This window comes from Butyrivibrio hungatei (genome assembly GCF_001858005.1).
In the GTDB taxonomy this organism is placed as follows: domain Bacteria; phylum Bacillota; class Clostridia; order Lachnospirales; family Lachnospiraceae; genus Butyrivibrio; species Butyrivibrio hungatei.
In genome coordinates this window covers 1526088-1547140 of record NZ_CP017831.1, presented here as the reverse complement: position 1 = coordinate 1547140, position 21053 = coordinate 1526088, and the positions used below count along the sequence as shown (strand labels likewise).

General features: G+C 36.0%; 22 protein-coding genes. 5 read left to right on the top strand and 17 right to left on the bottom strand.

Features of this window, described 5'->3' with window-relative positions; all coding sequences use genetic code 11:
- The first annotated feature begins 6 nt into the window (after positions 1-6).
- Positions 7-369, top strand: a complete 363-nt coding sequence (rsfS, locus tag bhn_RS07290) for a ribosome silencing factor (protein WP_071176070.1) — start codon at positions 7-9, stop codon at positions 367-369.
- Positions 370-415: 46 nt separating this feature from the next.
- Here the strand turns inward: rsfS and lexA are convergent, their stop codons facing one another.
- Positions 416-1036 carry a transcriptional repressor LexA gene (gene lexA / locus bhn_RS07285; protein ID WP_071176069.1) on the bottom strand — a complete coding sequence of 207 codons (621 nt, stop codon included), beginning with the start codon at positions 1034-1036 and terminating at the stop codon, positions 416-418.
- A 173-nt stretch (positions 1037-1209) separates the two neighbouring features.
- Here lexA and bhn_RS07280 point away from each other — a divergent pair, with 173 nt between their 5' ends.
- From bhn_RS07280 to bhn_RS07265, 4 genes are all read left to right on the top strand, one after another.
- Positions 1210-1626 carry a LysM peptidoglycan-binding domain-containing protein gene (locus tag bhn_RS07280; RefSeq protein WP_071176068.1) on the top strand — a complete coding sequence of 139 codons (417 nt, stop codon included), beginning with the start codon at positions 1210-1212 and terminating at the stop codon, positions 1624-1626.
- 57 nt (positions 1627-1683) lie between these two features.
- Positions 1684-3207: a DHH family phosphoesterase gene (locus tag bhn_RS07275; protein WP_071176067.1), complete on the top strand. Its 1524-nt coding sequence runs from the start codon at positions 1684-1686 to the stop codon at positions 3205-3207.
- Positions 3208-3345: 138 nt separating this feature from the next.
- Positions 3346-4473, top strand: a complete 1128-nt coding sequence (locus bhn_RS07270) for a D-alanyl-D-alanine carboxypeptidase family protein (protein ID WP_071176066.1) — start codon at positions 3346-3348, stop codon at positions 4471-4473.
- A 161-nt stretch (positions 4474-4634) separates the two neighbouring features.
- Entirely contained in the window at positions 4635-5645 is a 1011-nt protein-coding gene (locus bhn_RS07265) for a tyrosine-type recombinase/integrase (RefSeq protein WP_071176065.1), read from the top strand.
- Between the two features lie 63 nt (positions 5646-5708).
- Here bhn_RS07265 and bhn_RS07260 read toward each other — a convergent pair whose 3' ends face one another.
- The 16 genes from bhn_RS07260 to radC all read right to left on the bottom strand — a co-directional run bounded on the left by bhn_RS07260 (position 5709) and on the right by radC (position 21053).
- Positions 5709-6293: a DUF6033 family protein gene (locus tag bhn_RS07260; RefSeq protein ID WP_071176064.1), complete on the bottom strand. Its 585-nt coding sequence runs from the start codon at positions 6291-6293 to the stop codon at positions 5709-5711.
- A 227-nt stretch (positions 6294-6520) separates the two neighbouring features.
- The gene (locus tag bhn_RS07255) at positions 6521-7156 is read right to left on the bottom strand and encodes a cytidylate kinase-like family protein (protein WP_071176063.1); all 636 of its coding nucleotides are present in this window, start codon (positions 7154-7156) and stop codon (positions 6521-6523) included.
- Between the two features lie 34 nt (positions 7157-7190).
- Positions 7191-8120, bottom strand: coding sequence for an RluA family pseudouridine synthase (locus tag bhn_RS07250; protein WP_071176062.1), 930 nt, complete (start codon positions 8118-8120; stop codon positions 7191-7193).
- Complete coding sequence (gene lspA / locus bhn_RS07245; RefSeq protein WP_193399767.1) at positions 8120-8659, bottom strand: signal peptidase II; 540 nt, start codon at positions 8657-8659, stop codon at positions 8120-8122. The genes bhn_RS07250 and lspA overlap by 1 nt, the downstream gene beginning before the upstream one ends.
- A gap of 14 nt (positions 8660-8673) precedes the next feature.
- Complete coding sequence (aroB, locus tag bhn_RS07240) at positions 8674-9777, bottom strand: 3-dehydroquinate synthase (protein ID WP_071176061.1); 1104 nt, start codon at positions 9775-9777, stop codon at positions 8674-8676.
- 69 nt (positions 9778-9846) lie between these two features.
- Positions 9847-10374, bottom strand: a complete 528-nt coding sequence (locus bhn_RS07235; RefSeq protein ID WP_071176060.1) for a cell division protein SepF — start codon at positions 10372-10374, stop codon at positions 9847-9849.
- Positions 10375-10454: 80 nt separating this feature from the next.
- Positions 10455-12002, bottom strand: coding sequence for an HlyD family efflux transporter periplasmic adaptor subunit (locus bhn_RS07230; protein ID WP_236845979.1), 1548 nt, complete (start codon positions 12000-12002; stop codon positions 10455-10457).
- Between the two features lie 113 nt (positions 12003-12115).
- The gene (locus tag bhn_RS07225; RefSeq protein WP_071176059.1) at positions 12116-12535 is read right to left on the bottom strand and encodes a twitching motility protein PilT; all 420 of its coding nucleotides are present in this window, start codon (positions 12533-12535) and stop codon (positions 12116-12118) included.
- A gap of 71 nt (positions 12536-12606) precedes the next feature.
- Complete coding sequence (locus bhn_RS07220; RefSeq protein ID WP_236845978.1) at positions 12607-13527, bottom strand: D-alanyl-D-alanine carboxypeptidase family protein; 921 nt, start codon at positions 13525-13527, stop codon at positions 12607-12609.
- Positions 13528-13555: 28 nt separating this feature from the next.
- Positions 13556-13951 carry a methylglyoxal synthase gene (gene mgsA / locus bhn_RS07215; protein WP_071176057.1) on the bottom strand — a complete coding sequence of 132 codons (396 nt, stop codon included), beginning with the start codon at positions 13949-13951 and terminating at the stop codon, positions 13556-13558.
- Between the two features lie 4 nt (positions 13952-13955).
- The gene (locus bhn_RS07210) at positions 13956-15080 is read right to left on the bottom strand and encodes an FtsW/RodA/SpoVE family cell cycle protein (RefSeq protein ID WP_071176056.1); all 1125 of its coding nucleotides are present in this window, start codon (positions 15078-15080) and stop codon (positions 13956-13958) included.
- Positions 15081-15092: 12 nt separating this feature from the next.
- Complete coding sequence (locus tag bhn_RS07205; RefSeq protein ID WP_071176055.1) at positions 15093-17951, bottom strand: penicillin-binding transpeptidase domain-containing protein; 2859 nt, start codon at positions 17949-17951, stop codon at positions 15093-15095.
- On the bottom strand, positions 17944-18468 hold the full coding sequence (gene mreD / locus bhn_RS07200) for a rod shape-determining protein MreD (protein WP_083385813.1): 525 nt from the start codon (positions 18466-18468) through the stop codon (positions 17944-17946). Before mreD ends, bhn_RS07205 begins: the two co-directional genes overlap by 8 nt.
- A 5-nt stretch (positions 18469-18473) precedes the next feature.
- On the bottom strand, positions 18474-19343 hold the full coding sequence (gene mreC / locus bhn_RS07195; protein ID WP_071176054.1) for a rod shape-determining protein MreC: 870 nt from the start codon (positions 19341-19343) through the stop codon (positions 18474-18476).
- A complete protein-coding gene (mreB, locus tag bhn_RS07190) occupies positions 19344-20348 on the bottom strand; it encodes a rod shape-determining protein (RefSeq protein WP_071176053.1) in 1005 nt (334 codons plus the stop codon). It lies immediately after the preceding gene.
- A gap of 9 nt (positions 20349-20357) precedes the next feature.
- Positions 20358-21053 carry a RadC family protein gene (gene radC / locus bhn_RS07185; protein ID WP_071177465.1) on the bottom strand — a complete coding sequence of 232 codons (696 nt, stop codon included), beginning with the start codon at positions 21051-21053 and terminating at the stop codon, positions 20358-20360.

The window sequence follows — 21053 nt, the reverse complement described above, 5'->3', positions numbered from 1 at the left end:
GTGAATATGGCAGACTTAAGTGTTTCAAAAAAAATGGCAGCTATGGCTGTTGATGCATTAGAAGATAGAAAAGGAGAGGATGTTCACGTAATCGACATCAGCGAAATTTCTACTCTTGCAGACTATTTTGTTATTGCAAGCGGAACTAATATCAATCAAGTGCAAGCTCTTGCAGATAATGTGCAGGAAGTTCTTGGAAGACAGGGGTTCATGACAAAAGATGTTGAAGGATATGACGCCGGAAATTGGGTTCTCCTTGATTTTGGAGATATTATTGTACATGTATTTGATAATGAAAACAGATTGTTTTATGATCTTGAAAGAATCTGGAGAGACGGAAAACTTGTAGATACAAACGAACTCAAGTAAAAATAAGAGCTACTTACTAAAAAGTAAGTAGCTCTTTTTTAGTTAATCAGCGATAAAATCTCATGACACCAAACACTTTGCCAAGTATCTTGCAATCATCTACGATTATTGGGTCCATAGAATCATTTTCTGGCTGAAGTCGGATATGGCCCTGCTCTTTATAAAAAGTCTTAACAGTTGCTGAATCATCAATCAGAGCAACTACCTGATCCCCATTTTTAGCAGTATCACAAACCTGAACAAAAAGCTTGTCTCCACTATAGATTCCAGCATTGATCATTGAATCGCCTTTAACATTTAAAATGAAAGCATCCGATCCCTTAGGGCACATACTAGCAGGAATAGGAATATATGAATCAATGTTCTCCTCAGCAAGAATAGGCATTCCAGCTGCGACCTGACCAACAACAGGCAAGCTTACGATCTCAGTTCTCACCATATTGAAGCCATCATCACAAACTTCAATGGCACGAGGCTTTGTAGGATCCCTTCTAATATATCCGTTCTTTTCAAGAGTAGCTAAATGAGAATGAACAGAAGAAGTAGATTTAAGATTAACTGCAGCACATATATCTCTAACAGAAGGTGGGAAACCTCTTGATAATGTCTGTTCTTTGATGTAATCAAGAATTTCTTGTTGCTTTTTTGAAATGTTGCCTTTTTCCATACAACCCCTCCTTTTATCAATATCTGTGTTAAGTATAACAAATGCAAATCCAAAAAGCAAATATTTGTTCGGAAAATATGTTCGATTTTTGTTGACAAACAAATGTTTGTTCTGTATTATGATATCAGAACGGTTGTTCGTAACAGATGTTCGATTTTGAATGAGGTGATGATATGAGTGATGCAATGTTAGCAGCAAGACTTTACAATAATCCTAGATATTTTGATCCAAGTGAGATCAGAATTAGACAGAACAAGATAAAGAGACAGAGAATAGTTCGTAGACAATATATTCTTTTATCTTTAGTCGTATCAATTCTTTTATTTGTAATGATGTTCTTCAAATTATCAGTCCTGACAGATGCACAATCTGATACATTTGAGCCAGAATACAAATACTACAAGACTGTTACAGTTTATTCCGGTGATACATTATGGGACATTGCCAGCAACAACTATAATAGTGGCAAATATTCAGATATGAATTCTTATATCAATGAGATTCTAAGCATCAATTCCATCAGTGATGCTGATCAGGTAAAGGCTGGCGAATCTCTGATAATCCCATATTTTTCAAAAGAATTTAAATAAATCCCAATAAGATTCTCCCTATTGATGATATAATAATCGTTGATAGGGAGATATTTCATGAAACTTTCAAGTTTACTTAGCTATGACTCTATAGTAATTCAATGTCACGACAATCCAGATGCAGATGCTCTTTGTTCTGGATATGTGTTGTATCGCTATTTTTCTTTCTTTTCCAAAAATGTAAGATTTATCTATTCCGGAAATTTTGAAGTTACAAAGAGTAATCTTGTATATCTTATCAATAAATTACACATCCCTATAGAATATGTAACTAAGCTCAAGTCTAAACCTGACCTTCTTCTGATGACTGACTGCCAATACGGAGAAGGTAATGTTCAGCGTTTTGATGCCAAAGAAATAGCAGTTATAGATCATCACCAGGTTTCAACCAAACTTCCAAAACAAAATGAAGTGCGAAGCAATCTTGGTAGTTGCTGTACAGTAATCTGGAACCTTTTAATGCTAGAAGATTTGATTGATTTCTTTGATAAAAAGATTTCAACTGCGCTATATTATGGTCTTTATTGTGATACAAACTCTTTTTCAGAGATATCACATCCTCTAGATAGAGATATGATCGAATTTCTAGACTATGATAAATCTCTTATATTAAAGCTAAAAAACATGAACTTAACTTTAAGAGAAGCAAAAGTAGCAGGAGTAGCAATGCTCGGCATTGATTATCATCCAGATAACAGATACGCTGTCCTCAAGACAGAAGCCTGCGATCCTAATATTCTAGGTTTAATTGGAGACTTTATCATTGCTATTGACACTGTTGATGTATGCCTTGTTTATAGCATCCTTTCATTTGGCGTTAAGTTTTCAATCAGAAGCTGTTCTAAGGAAACAAAGGCAAATGAACTAGCAATGTTCATTTCGGACAAGATTGGTTCCGGAGGTGGACATATAGAAAAAGCCGGCGGTCTTCTTAAAAATGATCTGATCAAGCAGATTTATCCTGAATATGTAGAAATTGATGATCAATCAGCTAAATTCTCAATTTCCAATATCCTGAAACAAAGATTAAATGACTATTTTGAAAATAGCGATATTATATATGCCAAGAAAACCAAAATAGATACAAGTAAAATGAAGCGCTACAAAGCAAATCCCTTTGTTGTGGGCGTTATAGATCCAAAGAAATACATTCCAGCTGGTAATATGGCTATCATCAGAACAATATCCGGCGACAAAAACATAGAAATAAAGAAGAACACTTTATTTATTGTTACAGAAGCAGGTGAAATATACGGTATTTCTGAAGATATTTTCAAAAAGAACTATATTAAGACCAGAAAACATTTTAAGATCACAACAGATTACTCACCAATAATCAAAAATGCAGATACAGGTAAAACCTATCATATTATCACAGAAGTTAAGCCATATATTTCAAATGGCGAGATCAATATCTATGCTAAAAAGCTTACAAAGACTACCAAGTTATTTACTACATGGGACAATGAGAAATATATGCTTGGATTAAAAGGCGATTATATAGCTGCAAGCATAGACGATCCAAATAATATTTTTATTATTGAAAAAAACATCTTCAAAAAAACATATGATTTAGCGTAAAGGCAGTAAGGCTCTGATTTTTTCTACTCTATATGTAAAAAAAATCAGGGCTTTTTTGTTTCTTTTTTACATTGAACTAAATATGTCAGAGATGTTAAGATTTTCTTGTTATATTCTTTTGTTGGGTGGGATTTTACTTTGAGTAATTATAGAAAAGCTAATTATAGAACTAAAGACGGTCAGCGTCTTACTGCGCAGCAGTATAAAAATAGAAGAAAATTCGAGATAATACTTCATTTATCATTACTTGTGGCTTGCATTGTAGCTGTCATCTGCCTTGCAGTTACATTAATACATAAGTCTATTCATAATGCGAATACACAAGAAGTTGTAGAAACAGCTACAGATTCAGCAACAGCAGAGCTTACGATTGTCGATACGATAGTTGAAGATGTAGTGATAGAAAAGGATAATCCATATCTCAAGACATCTGAAGATTCAGCTTCATTCTTTAGTGGTTATGAAGTGACCATCGATGACAACACCAAGCTTATTACAAGTGATAATGTTCAGAGTTCCTATGGTGTATTAGTAGATCTTGATTCTGGAAAAGTAATTGCACAAAAAGACGGCAATGTACGAATAAATCCAGCTTCAATGACTAAGATATTAACTCTTTTAGTTGCGGCTGAACATATAGAAAATCTTGACGATACCTTTACTATGACTCAGGAAATCGGCAATTATATTTTCAGCAAAGATTGTAGTGCTGTAGGCCTTAAGGTTGGAGATGTTCAGACCATAAGAGACTTAATGTATGGAACAATACTTCCTTCTGGCGCAGATGCTGCAATGTGCCTTGCAGAATATGTTTCAGGCTCTCAGGAAGAATTTGTTAAGCTGATGAATGAAAAACTCGATGAACTAGGCATTTCTTCAACAGCTCATTTTACAAATTGTATTGGAATATACGACAAAGACCATTACTGCACACTGCTTGATATGGCTATGATCCTCAAAGCAGCAGAAGAGAACGAGCTTTGCCATGAAGTATTAAATGCAAGAACCTACACGACTTCACCAACCTCAGAACATCCAGAAGGAATAACAATTTCAAACTGGTTCCTTAGACGTATTGAGGATAAAGATACTCATGGTGATGTTGTTGGCGCTAAAACAGGATTTGTAAACGAATCAGGTTGCTGCGGAGCAAGTTATCAGATTTCAAATGACGGTTCACATTATATATGCGTAACTGCAGATGCTTGGAGCACCTGGAGATGTATATATGATCATGTTGACATCTATGATACCTACACAAGCTAAATCTATACAAATAAACATTTGGGGATAGTAATAAACTTTTTCGCAAAATTCTAGTTTTACGAAAAAATGAAACTGTGATATAATAGACCTAGGCAAAATAAGGCCAAAATTTTGGCTTTATCAGCGCCTCAAGGTCTATTTTATTTTTGGGGGAATCTAATATGCCAACAAACAGGATAAACTATTCCGACAAGATAAACGCACTCTTAAATGAAATGCCTGATTTTGTCAGCGACTTCATTTACAACTTTGGTCGTGTTGAAAATTATGCCACTAAACTTGAATATTGTCGTGACATTAAGATCTACTTAGAATATCTTATAAATTTCCTTCCTCAGTACAGCGAAAAATCCATAAAGGGACTCACTATTGATGATGTAGCTTCTGTAGAGATTCTTGATATTAACAGGTTCCTGACAACGCTTTCAGGTAATCATAAGGAATCTACAGTTAAAAGAAAACGTGCTTCATTATCAAGTATGTATGGCTTTTTCGTAGCTACAGGTAAAATGCCTCGTAACCCAATTGCCGCTACAAAGACAATTAAAATTCCTGAAAAGGATGTTATTTATTTAACAAATGATGAGCAAAGAATACTCTTAGATACTGTTAGGCACGGAACCAAATTGCACGAATCCGTTGCCAAGGTACACTATATCTATGCAGATCGAGATTCAGCAATGTTTCTCTTATTATTAGATACTGGACTTCGTGTATCTGAGATGCTTGATACTGATATTATCGACTACAACCTTGATGATTGCAGCGTTGTTGTTACCAGAAAAGGTGGCGATACTCAAATTGTCTATTTTAGTGATGAATGCAGGGATTATCTGGACATATACTTCTCATCACAAAAGGCCAAATACGGCATAAATAACCTAAAATTCCCTGCTTTTACTACTTCTACCGGTAATAGACTAGGCGTAAGAGCTGTAGAAATATTGGTAAAAAAATATGTATCTGTTTGCCTTCCAGAAAAAGCCAGGATAATTTCCCCACACAAGCTTCGTTCCAGCTTTGCTATGAGCTTTTATGCAGCAAGTAACAACAATATCTTATTGTTAAAAAAGAAAATGAATCATAAAAGCATACAGACAACAAATATATATGCAAAAGCTTCAGATACGGCAATGAAGGATTCAAGATCATTACTTCAAGGTTTAAGATAATAATAAGAACATAATAAAGCCTGTAGGAAATTCTATTCCTACAGGCTTACGTTTTATTACAGATTATGCCTTAGAACTTACAATAGATTTAAGTAGTGAATCGACTGATGTATTTTTAAATGACTGACCATTTATATCGGCAAAGAAATTTACCTTTCCATCTTTTCCAATACTGATACCAAAATTGGAAATTTCATCGTCATCACCAGTGTTCTCTTCTATCTTCTTACTAAGATCGCTGATCTTATTCATAGCATCATCAATATTTTTGAGAAGCTTATCCTTAGCCTTTTTATCCTTCTCATCGTCAGATGCTAAAAGCTTCATCTCATCTTCAGATAAAATGATACTGTACTCAAGATCTCCACCTATCTGAGATAGATCGTCATCAGGCCCTGCAACAAATATGTCTGCATTTTCGTATTTCTTTTGCAGCATATCGACAACCTTGCCAAACATCTCAACTTCTGGAGAGAACTCAACAGATGCGCTACTACCTACACCAGTACCAAAAACAGTGTTTTTTACATCCTTTTTTGAGCCTATATCTTTTGCTTCTGATTTAGCCTTACCTTTTACGGTAAGATTTTTGCCAATGTTACTGTTTTGAAGATACTTACTAATTGAATTACTGATATTAGTATTCATGGCTTTCCTCCTTGAAAGATCATGCACAGATTCCATTCTGTGATCAAACTATATTATTACAATTGCACACTTTTCCTATTGTTTTATCCATTACAAAGTCAGCATATCATCCAAATTAATGAATAACAATTAAAAAAGAATAAACAATATTCCAAACAAAAATAAACTTTCAAAACAGAAAAACCTATCTTGAAAGTTTATTTAAATCATTTAATTATTCTATTAACTCAAGCCTTTCTAGCCTGCTCAAAATCTTCAATATACTGAGTGATAAACTTAACTGTACCGTCTATGCCAAGAATACTGGAATTGATACAAAGATCATAGCTATCAGCTCTTCCCCATTTCTTGGATGAATAGTAGTTATAATAGCTCTGACGCTGCTTATCTTTCTTATTCATCATTTCTCTGGCCTTATCATCAGAAGTAATATCATCAAATCTCTCTCTGATTCTCTTAATCTTGGACTCTTCATCAGCACAGATAAAAAGATTTAATACATTTGGAAATTCGCTAAGAGCATAATCTGCACATCTTCCTACGATAACGCAAGGGCCTTCCTCAGCAATCTTCTTTACTGTATCAAACTGTGCAAGAAATACCTTATGACTGATAGGCATATCTACAAAACTAGATGAATTATAGCCAAAAGAATATGTATCCATTACCAGGTTATAAAGAAATGAATTTGTAGGTCTTTCATCGTGGTTCTGGATCATCTCTTCACAAAAACCACTTTCCTTAGCTGCACGTGAAAGAAGCTCTTTATCATAACACTTTATTCCAAAGTGATTTGCTACCATTTCCCCTATTTCTCTTCCGCCTGATCCAAATTGTCTTCCAATAGTGATTATAGTATTCATAAATACTCCTTCCCCCTTTTTCTTTTATTTTACTCTATTTGAGAACATCAAGCAAATGTGAAAAGTACTCTGGAAGAGGTGCATTTGTCTCAATATACTCATTAGTTGTAGGATGTACAAAACCTAATATTTTTGCATGCAAACATTGACCATTTGTCTTAAATTTACTTTTTCTAGAAGAATAAACTTCATCACCTAAAAGAGGATGTCCAATATGAGCCATATGAACGCGAATCTGGTGGGTTCTACCTGTTTCCAGTTTACATTCTATATAGGTAAAAGAATCCTCCTCAAATCGCTTTAAAACGCGAAAATGAGTAACCGCTTCCTTACCACCACTTTGAACAACTGCCATTTTCTTTCTATCATTAGGACTCCTGCCAATAAGTGTACTGATAGTTCCTTCATCTTCTTTGATGATACCGTAACAGATAGCATGATAAACCCTGTTAATAGAATGTTCTTTAAGCTGCTCAGCAATCTTTTGATGAGCGTTATCATTTTTACAGATAATAACTGAACCAGTTGTATCCTTATCAATCCTATGAACTATTCCTGGTCTTAAAACGCCATTGATTCCAGACAGATTATCCTTACAGTGATACATCACTGCATTAACTAAAGTGTCCTTGTAATGACCAGCTGCAGGGTGAACAACCATATCTTTTGGCTTATTCACAACAAGAACGTCACTATCCTCATACAAAATATCAAGTGGAATATCCTGAGGTAAGATCTCTGGAACTTCAACAGGAGGAATCTCCATCTTAATATGATCATTTTCAGACACAACGAAACTGGCCTTAACGATCTTGTCATTGCAGGATACTTTTTTATCATCAATTATCTTTTTGATATATGTACGAGAAAAAGAATCGATCAGCTCGCTGATAAGCTTATCGATCCTGTATCCGTCATATTCATCTGTTACATAATACTCAAAAAGATTATTGTCATTATCCATTATTTAATTTCCCTGAATTTCTTTTGCTGCTTGAAGCTTAAGAAGTTAAAATCATTTTCCTTGTAATAGAAAAGGAAAAGAATGATAAATAAAAAGGTTGCTACTGTCACGTAAATATCAGCCACATTAAAGATTGGGAAATTGATGATAACAAAATAGATGAAGTCTACAACATAATCCTGTCTTACTCTGTCTATCATATTTCCAGCAGCACCACTTGCTATCAGAACCAGAAGAATATGCATAATATCATATTTCTTGTCATCAGGCATTCTGAAAAGTACATACGCAATGATAAAAAGGATCAAAACAGCAACAAGTACAAAAAATACCTTTTGATTCTGGAATAAACCGAATGCTGCGCCGCTATTTTTAAGAAAGTTAAGCTCAAGAACATTGTTGAAGATAACTATAGCTGGCTTATCCTGTAAATATTCGCATGCAAGCTGCTTGGTAAGCTGATCAAGTGCTACAAAAAGAACTACTAACACGAGATCAACGATTAAAAATATCTTTTTCTTTTTTGACATCTTATTCATAACAAACTCCTAGATCAGTCATTATTTTCAATATATATTATTTCGTCTAAAGCCGCTCTCATCTCATCCTCAGTAACAGTAAGGTCGACAACAGCCTTTCCGATCTTCTTTAAAAGAACAAATCTTATCTTGTTTCCATCAGCTTTTTTATCTGACTTTGTAAGTTCAATTACATCGTCAATACTAATATCCTCGACGGAAATAGGCAAGTTAAATGGAACAAACATATCTCTGATCTCATAATACTCATCCATAGAGATCATTTCTTTCTTCCAGGAAATAAATGCAGCTGCAACACAACCAAGAGCTACGCATTCACCGTGGGCAAGTTCAAAGTTCTTTGACTTTTCAATGGCATGACCAAGTGTATGACCAAAGTTAAGAAGAGCTCTGTCTCCCTTTTCTGTAGGGTCCTTTTCAACAACAGCTCTTTTGATGTCACAGCTTCTGTAAACCATCTCAAGAACAACATCAGGGTCCTTGTCATCAATTTCATACATATTCTCGATAAGCCAGGAATAAAATGAAGCATCCTTAATAAGTCCATGTTTCATAACTTCAGCAAAGCCTGATGCATACTGTCTTCCACTTAAAGAATTAAGGGTTGAAATATTCATATAAACAAGACGCGGCATATAAAAAGCGCCCACCATATTTTTGTAACCATTAAGATCAACACCGGTCTTGCCACCAATACTACTATCTGTCTGAGCCAAAAGTGTTGTTGGAATCTGAATGAAAGCTATTCCTCTAAGATAAGTAGCTGCTGTAAAGCCAGCCATATCTCCAACAACTCCGCCGCCAAGTGCAATTATAAGATCATGTCTGTCAAACTTATTTTCAATAAGCTTTTCATATATCTTTTCAATCTCAGTAAGATTCTTATTTTCTTCACCAGCAGGAATCTCAAATATAATTATCTTAGCTGAAAGAGCTTCAAGTTTCACCTTGACTTCTTCTGCATAAAGTTTACTTACATTAGTATCTGTAATGATCGCAAATTTTCTATCTTTAAATCCAAGCTTATCAATCTCATCAGCCAGCTTATCAAAATCTTTCTCAAAAAGAATGTCATAACATGGCTTGTTGTTGTAATTTACAGTCATTCTGTTTTCCATGGCCTTATCTCCTTAAGCATAAAAAGAAAGCTGTTGACTAATTAACATTTTGTCAACAGCTTGATATTCTCAATCAATTTGCTGTGGTCCCTCTGAGATACCGCCTCCAAAGGTTCCGCTTAATATGTTCTGGAAATCACCAGATATATCAACTGAAGCAGGTGTGATAATGAATATATATCTTGAGATCTTCTGAAGGTTACCTGATATAGCAAAGGTTGAACCTGATGTAAAATCAATGATTCTCTGTGCAATATCAACATCAAGGCCCTCAAGATTAAGCACTACAGTTCTATTTGCTAAAAGTGTCTCTGTAATCTCTCTTGCATCCTCAACAGAGGTAGGTTTGATAACACAAACTTCCATACCTGCTGTAGACAATGCCTTTCTGGATTTTGAAGGTACCTTAGGAATTGGCTTCTTTGCTTTATCTTCAGAAACATCAATTGATGGATCGTCTTTACCAACTGGTGCTCCAGTATTTATTGAATCACTCTTTGAGCTGCTATCATAGTAGCCGTCATCGGAATCATAATATCCGCTTTCGTCATCCCCATTAAGCTGAATTGCTTTTAAAAACTTATCCATTACGCTCATTGTATTAAAACTCCTCGAAAATTTTTCCCAACAAATCACATATAATATTAACTTAGTTTTACATAATCTGTCAAATTTAATTAAGAAGAACTAAGTTCAGAACCCTCATTGGAACCCTCATTTAACTCATCACCATTTTCCTCTTCAGGGATATCTTCAGAGGTTTCCTCTACTGAAGCATCGCTATTAGCAGTTTTTGCCTCTTCTTCACTACTTTCTGAACCTGATGAATCTATAGAAGACTCATTTGAAGAATCATCACTATTTGTAACAGGTTTATTACTTGCATCTGCATCAATAACAGAAGAATCAAGAATAATGTAATCATATACGTTCAGGCCATACATGGTGTTAGACCTGACAATTGCATATTCATCGTTCTGATACAGGATCTTAACCTGTCTAAAATCAGCATAGCCTTTATTTATATTATAAACGCCGATCAGTGTATCAGTCTTACTTACTGTATATCTATCATTCGAATCAGGCTTTATCAATATATCACCGGTTCTGATAGTATCAGTATCAATGTAATACTCAGTCTCTGTCTCATTATAGATTGAAAGTTCAATGAACTCTGTAGTTTCATTACCCTGTTCATCGTATTTATCTCTCAATACGCCAGTAGAATTGTCATTATTTTTGATCAAATAATCCTTAGGTATTAAATAAAAGGATTTATTAACGATTGCTGAATTAGGAATCTTAAGCCCGGTCTCATCCTCTGTAATGATCTCTACGCTAAGGAATCTGTCTCTGCAGAACGTAATCATGGAGTTTGTAAATGTAAGCATTACAAAGGTGTCTCCATCAGCGTTTGTATATGTAGAAACCTTGCCCCAGGACTCATCCTGGTTCTTAATAAATCGAACCTTTACATATTCAAGTTCTTCAAGCTCTTTTACCCTTTCAGGATCATTTTCCTGAATAACAATAGACCATTCTTCATTAGTACATATTTTGTAAACAGGATCGCCTGGTTTAACAAGAGTATTGTTTATAAGCTGATTCTTTTCATAGGCAGACTCATCGAAATGAGCAGCTGTAATTGTCTGAAGGGTAAGATCTTCATAACCATCTGTTGAATAAACAACTATACCAGTATCCTGCGCATTCTTATAAATGATAGATGAAAGAGTTCCGCTATTTTCATTAAGGGACTGAATATTCTGCAAAATACTGCTATTAGAAAGCTTTTGAACTGTACCATCAAGACTTATCTTGAAATCATATACAGTGTAAAAACTATTAGCATCAAAAGAAGAATCAAAGTTAACTATCTGTGTTCTAAGCTCTGAAAGATCTTCATCACTAAGGGCAACTTCTTCAGATCCCTGTGACTTTAAGTATTCAAGAAGCTGACCAGATTCATCAACGGTATATACAAGATTGCCAACGGCAACTCTTCCGCCTTCTGTGGCAAAATAGTTGATGTATCCAGCATTTTCACTGGTAATGATCTTTTCTGTTCGAAGTGCAACTGCTGTATAGATATTATTTGAAGACAGGGAACCTTCAATTACCTGGTAGCCTATCATATGGTCTTTTTTAAGATAAGTAACAACACTGATCAAGATGTAGATTGCCATTACAGCAAAGAATACCATACCAATGTTTATGTTATTCAAATTTTTAGGATATCTAGTTAATTTATTGCCTGATCTATCTGACATATCTTTTCCATTCATACATTATATAAGCCGCGGAAAACCGCGGCTTATATAAAAATAATACTTTAACATTAAAGTGAAATTACAACCTTGGATTTAACACTTTCTGGAAGTTCTGACTCATCCATAGATAAACTAAGAACAAAGTCTACATTGAACTTTTCACTAAGCTTTTCAAGCTTATCAATTGTCTTGGAAATATCCTCACCTTCAAGGCAAGAAATCTTCAAAAAACTATCAAAATACATTTGCTGGAGATCATGGTCCTGAGAAATGATACCACTTACGAATCCGATAAATTCATCGGCATTTGAAACCATAAATTCTGGAACTACAATAAGACGAATTTTGTTGTTTAACTCATACATGTGCTTGGTATTCTTATCTAAGAATACTACGCTTCCGAGTACATTCTGAACCTCGGTATTAACCTTGTCCAATAAGCATTTGGTCTTTCCTTTTCCCTTTTTCCCAACAATTAACTGAACCATCGGCATACCCTCCTGCAAGTTAGAATTATTTCATGTATTAATTATAAAATATTAACTAATAAATGACAACCTTAATTAGTGATTTCAGAGAGCAAATTCGACATGTCTTTATACAGAGTCCCAGAGTCTGTATCGCGCATGATCACTGCGATATAGGGATTTTCATTTCCGTCTTTTGCAAGTAGTATAAGACAATGTCCAGCAGCTGTTGTAGTACCTGTTTTACCACCTATTACTGTAATACCTGATGGAGCTTTGGAATTACCATTGACAAAGCCGTTAGTACTAGAAACTGACACATCTTTAGTACCACCTGATGCAGTCTGATATGAAGTTGAGTACTCCTTCATATTGATGATCTCCTGGAAGGTATCATAGCCCATGGCTGCATTAAAGATAAGGTACATATCATAAGCAGTTACATAATGGTCTTCTGCCTGAAGTCCATGGGGATTCTGGAAATGAGAATTAGTCGCACCAATGTTTATAGCTTCCTGATTCATCATATCTACAAAGCCATCGATAGAGCCACCGATGTTAGAAGCAATAAGGTTAGCTACATCATTAGCAGAATAGATCAAAAGAAGTCTAAGGGCCTGATCAAGGGTCATTCTATCTCCCTCTTTAAGGCCGACCTTCTGCGCTCCACTCTCATTTACATATACATCTGAACCAGCAACAAGCACCTGGTCTAAAGAGCCATATTTAAGCGCAACATAGGCAGTCATAACCTTGGTAAGGCTGGCTGGAAGTGCTTTATCATTTACATTTTGTGCAAAAAGGGTTTCTCTGCTATTAAGGTCAAAAAGACCCGCACTTAATGAATCGCCGATTTCAAGGCTATCCTGATTCACATCTGTATTGGCTACACAGATATCAGATGCGAAGGTTGGATAAACTTCAGAATCCCTTGCATCTGCTGTAGAAGAAGAAACAGAATACTTAGCAGAGTAAGAAAAGTAAGAACAGCCGCTTAAACAAAAAGCTACCACTGTTATTAACGTTATCAGTCTAAAAAACTTACTTGTACATTTCACGCCACTCAAGATCTCCCCTATCCAATGACTTTACAAGAAGCTCAGCCGAAGCAAGATTAGTTGCTACAGGAATATTATGCATGTCGCAAAGTGACATAATATTACTGATATCCGGCTCATGTGACTTAACTGTAAGAGGATCTCTAAGAAAAATTACAAGGTCGATCTCATTATGTTCAATAGCTGCGCCAAGCTGCTGTGCTCCACCAAGATGTCCAGCAAGATACTTGTGCACAGAAAGATTTGTTACTTCCTCAACTAATCTACCAGTTGTACCTGTAGCATAAAGATCATTTTTGCTAAGGATACCTCTATATGCAATGCAGAAGTTCTGCATAAGTTTCTTTTTCGCATCATGCGCGATCAGTGCGATATTCATCTAATCATAACCTCCCAAACAAATTTTTATTACCTTGAAGTCTAACGTTTAATACAAAGCCTATGCCTGCATAAACACTAAGAAGTGATGTTAATCCATAACTAACAAACGGCAGTGGCAATCCAGTATTTGGAAGCACGCCTGTTGCCACGCCTACGTTGATAAAGCCCTGAAAACCTATCCAAGCACCAACACCAGCTGCAATAAGCTCTCCTGCTTTATCCTTTGCCTTTGTTGAAATAATAAAACACTCAATAGCAATAGCAAAGACCAAGACAAGCACGATCACTGAACCCACAAATCCAAATTCTTCACCGATAACAGTGAAGATAAAGTCTGTCTGTGACTCAGAAATAAAGCCACCATTCAAAACAGAACTGATCTCATTAGTATTATAGCCCTTACCAAATATCTGTCCGGAACCAATAGCCATCATTGAATTTAAAGTCTGATAAGCCTCGGCATTAGCATAATCTTCAGGATGGAGCCAAGCCAAAATACGCCTCTGCTGATAATCTTTAAGAATGCTTGTATCTTCCTGAACAGCATTATAAATAATGAACAGTGCTGCAGGAATGGAGACTCCGAGTACTGCTACAACTATTCTCCAATCTATTCCAGCAACAAACATTATAGATGAGAAAATAAGCATTAGCATAATGCAAGTAGACAGATCAGGCTGCATATATATGAGCCCCAAAGGTAAAGCTAAAAGAATTACACATATGACAACAAAGCCAAAATTCTTAATTTTGTCCTTATATTTCATAATAAACTGCGCATAAAATAAAATCAATAATATTTTAGCTGCCTCAGAAGGCTGAAAGGTAATGCCAAGAAGGCTGATCCATCTCTGAGCACCGTTTGTTGTGCTGCCAAGAGGAGAAAGGACCAGCGCAAGCAAGACAATATTAATCAAATAAAATGGTATAAAGAGCTTAAGTATAACGCCATAATCCAGCAATGATAAAAATATCATAACCACTACTCCAAAAATCATACCTGCAGTCTGCTTTGTAACAAAATCAGGTTTAGCAGAACTGATACTCATTATTCCAATGATTGTAAGTCCAATGACCATGAGCAAAAGTGCAAAGTCGTAATTAGACAACTTGTATTTCTTTAACATACGATCTCCAAATCAGTCAGCGTTTGTAGCACCATCTTGCAGTGTCTGAGCTGTACCAGAAATAATATCATCAGTATCTTTAAGTTCAAAATAATATGTAAGCGCCTCTTTAGTGATCTGTGCTGCATAGCTTGATGTGTAACCATAAGCGATTCGAGTAGCAATAGCTATTTCAGGCTGCTCATATGGCGCGTAACAAATGAACAATGAATGGTTAGGTCTATTCTTTGATTCCTGTGCAGTACCTGTCTTACCTGCAACAGAAACGCCAAGATTAGCATAATATGACTTATCCTGTACCACCTGTCTCATACCAAGATGAATTGCATTCCAGTATGCCTGTGGCATATCAACAGTATTTCTAACAGAAGAACTATAATCTTCCAAAAGGTTTCCATTTGAATCAGTAGTCTTATCTATAAGAGTAAGATTATAGCAAGTACCGCTATTGGCTACAGTTGTAACATATCTTGCAAGACCAACTGTTGTATATGAGTTAGTACCCTGTCCAATTGCAGAACGAACAGCGTCTTCATCAGAAACCTGTGGCTCAGATTCTGCAATCTCGATACCAGACTTTTCTGAAAGTCCGTACATATCCGCATATTTGGCAAGCTTCTGAAGACCAATATCAGAAGAATATGAATTACCAACAAGTCCAAGCCTATAGCCAACCTCATAAAAGAATAAGTTACAGGAATTTCTGATACCCCCAGTAACATTAAGACCGCCATGTCCTCTAGGATAGATCCAGCACTTAGGTGGGTGATCAAGTTTTTCAAATATACCGCCGCAATATATGACAGAGTCAGTTGTTATCACGCCTTCCATAAGACCAGCTGTTGAAGAAACGATCTTAAATGTAGAACCAGGCGCAGTCTTTTGCTGTGTAGCATAGTTATAAAGTGGATTAGAATTATCACTACGAAGCTTAGCGTAATACTCAGCATCTACACCATTAGCCATCATATTATTGTCATATCCAGGATATGACACAAGTGCAAGTACATCACCCGTATTAACATCAGTAACGACCATTGATCCGGTACATGGATCAAGAGCAAGCTGAGCAGGTGTGATATCCAAATTAGAGATCCTGTTTACCATGAAGGTGTATGAGGACTCTCCGCCTCTATTCCATAAAGCCTTTTCTTCTTCTGTTATCTCAACTACCTGTTGCTCCAAAAGAAGGTTACATACATCGGTTCCGCTTATATTTCCATCCAGCAAAAGATATTTGTAAAGCCTTGTCTGGAAATCATAATCCGCAGATAGTTCATCAATTATATAATTGACAATCTGATTAAAGATCTCTTCTGAATCAGCATACTGATTATCAATACTAAGCTTGCTGACATCAACCCAGTTCATAGCAATAGCATATTTAATATACTCAGTAAGAGAAATAACCTCATCTGTTGTCCAGGCAATATAAGTAGCATCCTGTTTATCAACTAAAGCAGAATTGATGATGCCATCTGAATACAGATTTGCGGCAATGTGACTCATGTACCACTGATATTCCTTAGAAAGAGATTCATAAGGAGTCTTTTTTTCTAAAAGCTCATTCCTGATCTCTGCAAGAACAGATGCATTCTTGTCCAGATAAGACTGATATACCTTACTCTCAGTATCTTTAGCCTTATCAGATGAGAAATGATTGATGTCTACAATATCATTATCAAAAACAGCATAATATACGTCATAGATAGGAATGACAATGTTGCTTGAGCTGGAAGTCTCAGTATATGTATAGGTTTTGACATTTTGTATCTTAGAAACAAGGATACCCGCAAGGGACTGCTCAATGATGTTATAGCATGCCTCAGTAAGATCCTTATCGATAGTAAGATACACGTCATTACCAGCAACAGAATCAACGTAATTACTTGTTTCGATAACCTGACCTGTATTATCAACATAAACAGTCTCAGAACCCTTTGTTCCCTGAAGAGTTGATTCCATAGCCTGCTCGATACCAGATTTACCAACTATATCATTGATTCCATAGCTGCTATCTACCTTTTGAAGTTCAGCAAGTTCATCCTCAGAAACCTTACCTGTATATCCAAGAACCTGAGAAAAATACACTGAATCAACATACTTTCTAGCAGTGCTTTCCTCGATAGATACACCATCAAGAGTGTATGCATTCTCCATAACATCAGCCACAGTCTGATCACTAACATCAGAAGCAACTGTTGTATCAATGTACTTCTGGAAACTGTTAGCATTCATATTGTATCTGACAGTCAATATCTTAAGTGCTCTGTCATTGGTATAGCCTTTTCTTGGAACAAAGCTGGATGAAACGCCAGGCGTCTCATATTCACCAATACCAAAGGTCTTGCAAAGGTCATTTACAACCTCTTCTGCTGTTTTGGTCTTTTCCTCGTATTTAAGGTCATTGATAGATGTATGGCCATAAACATCTGCAAGAAAACGAAGCTGTGAATTACCCGTTACATTAAACTCAAACTCATTATTGTCATTAAGTACAATGCTGAAATCATGATCTACGTTATCACCATTTTGTTCTATGATATCGATAAGTCTATTAAGAGTCTCGTTGATTGCAGCATTTTTTCCTGAACCAGACTTATATACGTCTTCAATAGTTACAGAGTTTGCCAGCTCATTATATGCCAAAAGATTTCCGTTTCTGTCGTAAATATTACCCCTGGCCGCAGGAATAGTCTTTTCCTTCTTGATCCTAAGTTTAAAGGAATCAAGATAATACTCGCCATTAATTACCTGTAGCGAAAAAAGCCTGTACACCAGGATACAAGCAAGAGAAAAAAGGACAAAGCAAACAATGACTGCTCTGGATGTTATGAACTTTACAAATCCTTCTTTAATATTCTCAAACAAACTTCTTTGCGCTCCTTTGCTCCTTTTCATCAATAGCATTATTGACTTTCAGGATTATAGGATAATAGAAAATAGCAATGATAGCAGTGTATACAGCTTCCGGAAGTATAACTGTCATCATGTAATAGCCAATATTGAACTTGGTCCTAAATAAGAACATCAAAACATAACAGATAAATCCGAAGATAATATCTGATATCGTAATTACCACAATAGGAATTGCCACATTTTGGGAAAAGAAAATGATGTGGAGCTTGCCGACAATAAAACCAATATACATATATATCAGAGCAAAAAAGCCTAGATATGTACCAAAGAATATATCAACTAAAAGTCCACAAAAAAAGCCTGATAAAAGTCCTGCCCTATCACCTTTAATAAAAGCGATGGAAGCAGTCATTATCATAAGCAGATTTGGTGTTATTCCGCCTAGGTCAATAATACGAAAAATAGTAGTCTGTAAAATAAACGACACAATAACAAATATGAAATTAATTAATACTCTTCTAATATTCATAGTGTTTATTTGCCGCCATTATTTTTGAGTTCCAAAAGTACCAATACTTCATTCATGTGCTCAAAATCCACGGCAGGTGTTATAGTTCCTGATTTTGTAAGGTTATTTGAGTCATCATCGATAGTTGAAATGTAGCCGATCAAAATACCTGGAAGATACTTATCACTGATATTGGATGTAACGATCTTGTCACCAATCTTAACCCTGTCAACATCATCAACAAGCTTTGAAAAGCTAATGTAACCATTTCTGTATTTCTCAAGATCACCTGAAACAATAAGATTATCAGAGGAAGAAAGAACCATTCCACTGACAGATGAATTATCAGCAATAATAGACTGAACCTTAGCCCAATCTGGTCCAACATCAATTACACGACCCACAAGCCCGCCGCCTGCAATAACATTCATATCAACCTGAATGCCGTCGTCTGATCCTTTATCAATAACAAAGGAATAATACCAGTTACCAGCATCCTTAGCTATTATCCTGGCACCAGTCTTCTTGTATTCTTCATACTGTGCGTCAAGTTCATACAAAGTACGAAGCTCTGTAAGTTCATATTTTTCCTGTTCAAGATTAGTATTTGCAATTGTAAGCTCATCAACCTGCTCTTTTAATTTCTCATTTTCTTCAAGGAGCTTAGTAATAGATGAAAGCTTATCAGTTGTTTCTTTGATACTAGTAGAAACAGATGTTATACCCTTTTGAAAAGGCACAACAAAAACACCTGCAAAAGAGTTCAAAGGCCCTGTAAACAGGTTTGTATTGAACGTGATCACAATAAGTGCCGTACATACTATTGTTAAAATAAAGAGGAGATATTTACTTGGAAGTGTAAATTCTTCTCCTCTTCTCTTGATTATGGGACTCATTTATTTATCCTCTTCAATTCCATACGCAAGAGCTTTATACTGGTCATCCTTAATAATCTTTGCAAGACCAAGTGCAACAGAACCAATTGGATTTTCTGCGATATTTACGTTAAGGCCAACACCATTGCTAAGTCTCTGAGCAAGATGGCTAACCTGTGATGCACCACCTGTAAGATAAAGACCATGCTTAAAAATATCTGCAGCAAGTTCTGGTGGAGTCTTCTCAAGAGTAGCTTTAACATTATCAAGGATAGCATCAAAGTTCTCTAAAAGAGCCTGATTGATAAGCTCTGTAGGTATCATTCTCTCAACAGGAAGTCCGGTAACGATATCTCTACCATAAACAACTGCATCTTTACCCTCTTTTTCAAGTTCCTTAAGAGACATCTTTACGTTTTCAGATGTCTTTTCTCCGATAAGAAGACCAAACTCCTTACGGATAACGTTTCTGATAGACTCATCAAACTTCTTACCACCAACTTTGATAAGCTTACTTACAACGATACCTCTAAGTGAAAGGATTGAGATCTCAGTTGTATCATAACCAACGTTAACAACTAAAACACCCTGAGAGTTCATAACGTCAACATTCATTCCAAGACCATCTGCAAGAGGCTTCTTGACCATCATGATCTTCTTGGCCTTGATGCCTGCATCATTGATAAGATCATGGAAAGCTCTTCTCTCAACTTCTGTTACATCCTTAGGAACTGCGATATAAACGTCGCAAGGCTTAACAGCGCCCTTCATCTGATCTGTGATAAAAAGCTTTACAAGTGTCTCCATGTGCTCGATATCAGCAATAACACCGCTATTTAAAGGATAAGATATCTTGATCTTATCTGGAGCCTTTTCATACATATCGTAAGCTGAATTACCATATGCAAAAACGTTTGTTTTATTTTCTATGGCAATCATGTTTTTTTCAACTGTAAGGTTGTCCTCATCCTTGTTGAAAATCTTGATGTTGCTAGTACCGAGGTCGATTCCAAAAATATTACCCATTTTTTCTCCTTATTGCCACAAAAGCCCCTTTTCAAGGAAGCTAAAATATGACTGATCTCCTATTATGATATGATCTTTAAGATTGATATCAAGCATATTGCCTGAATCTCTGATTTTATTAGTAATACTAATATCTGCTCTCGAAGGAGCAGGATCCCCTGAAGGATGATTATGCAGCATCACAATGCTGCTGGCACCTGACTTAAGTGCCTGAATAAAGATATCCCTTGGAGAAATAATAGCAGAATTAACAGTTCCCAGAGAAAGAGTTGTCTCATTGATAAGCTTTAATTTGTTGTTAAGGCTTAAGATCACAACATTCTCTCTATCCTCATGCCTTAGCCTCTCCATATAGTAACGAGCTATCATCTCTGGATTTTCAAAAGAAATCCCAACAGAAGCCCTCTGAAGAGACATTCGCTTGGCAAGTTCAGCAACACTCTTTAGCATGATCGCCTTGACTTTACCAATACCGTGAACCTTCAAAAGCTCATCAATAGAAAGACAATAAAGACTGTTAAGCCCCTTTTCCTTGGTATTACCAAGTTCCAAAACATTCCTTGCTATATCAACAGGTGAATAACCATTTGCTCCAGTTCTGATGATAATCGCTAAAAGTTCTGCATCAGTAAGGCTTTCAGGTCCAGACTTAAGGAACCTCTCATAGGGAAGCATATCTTCACATGTATCCCCATCCGCTATCAT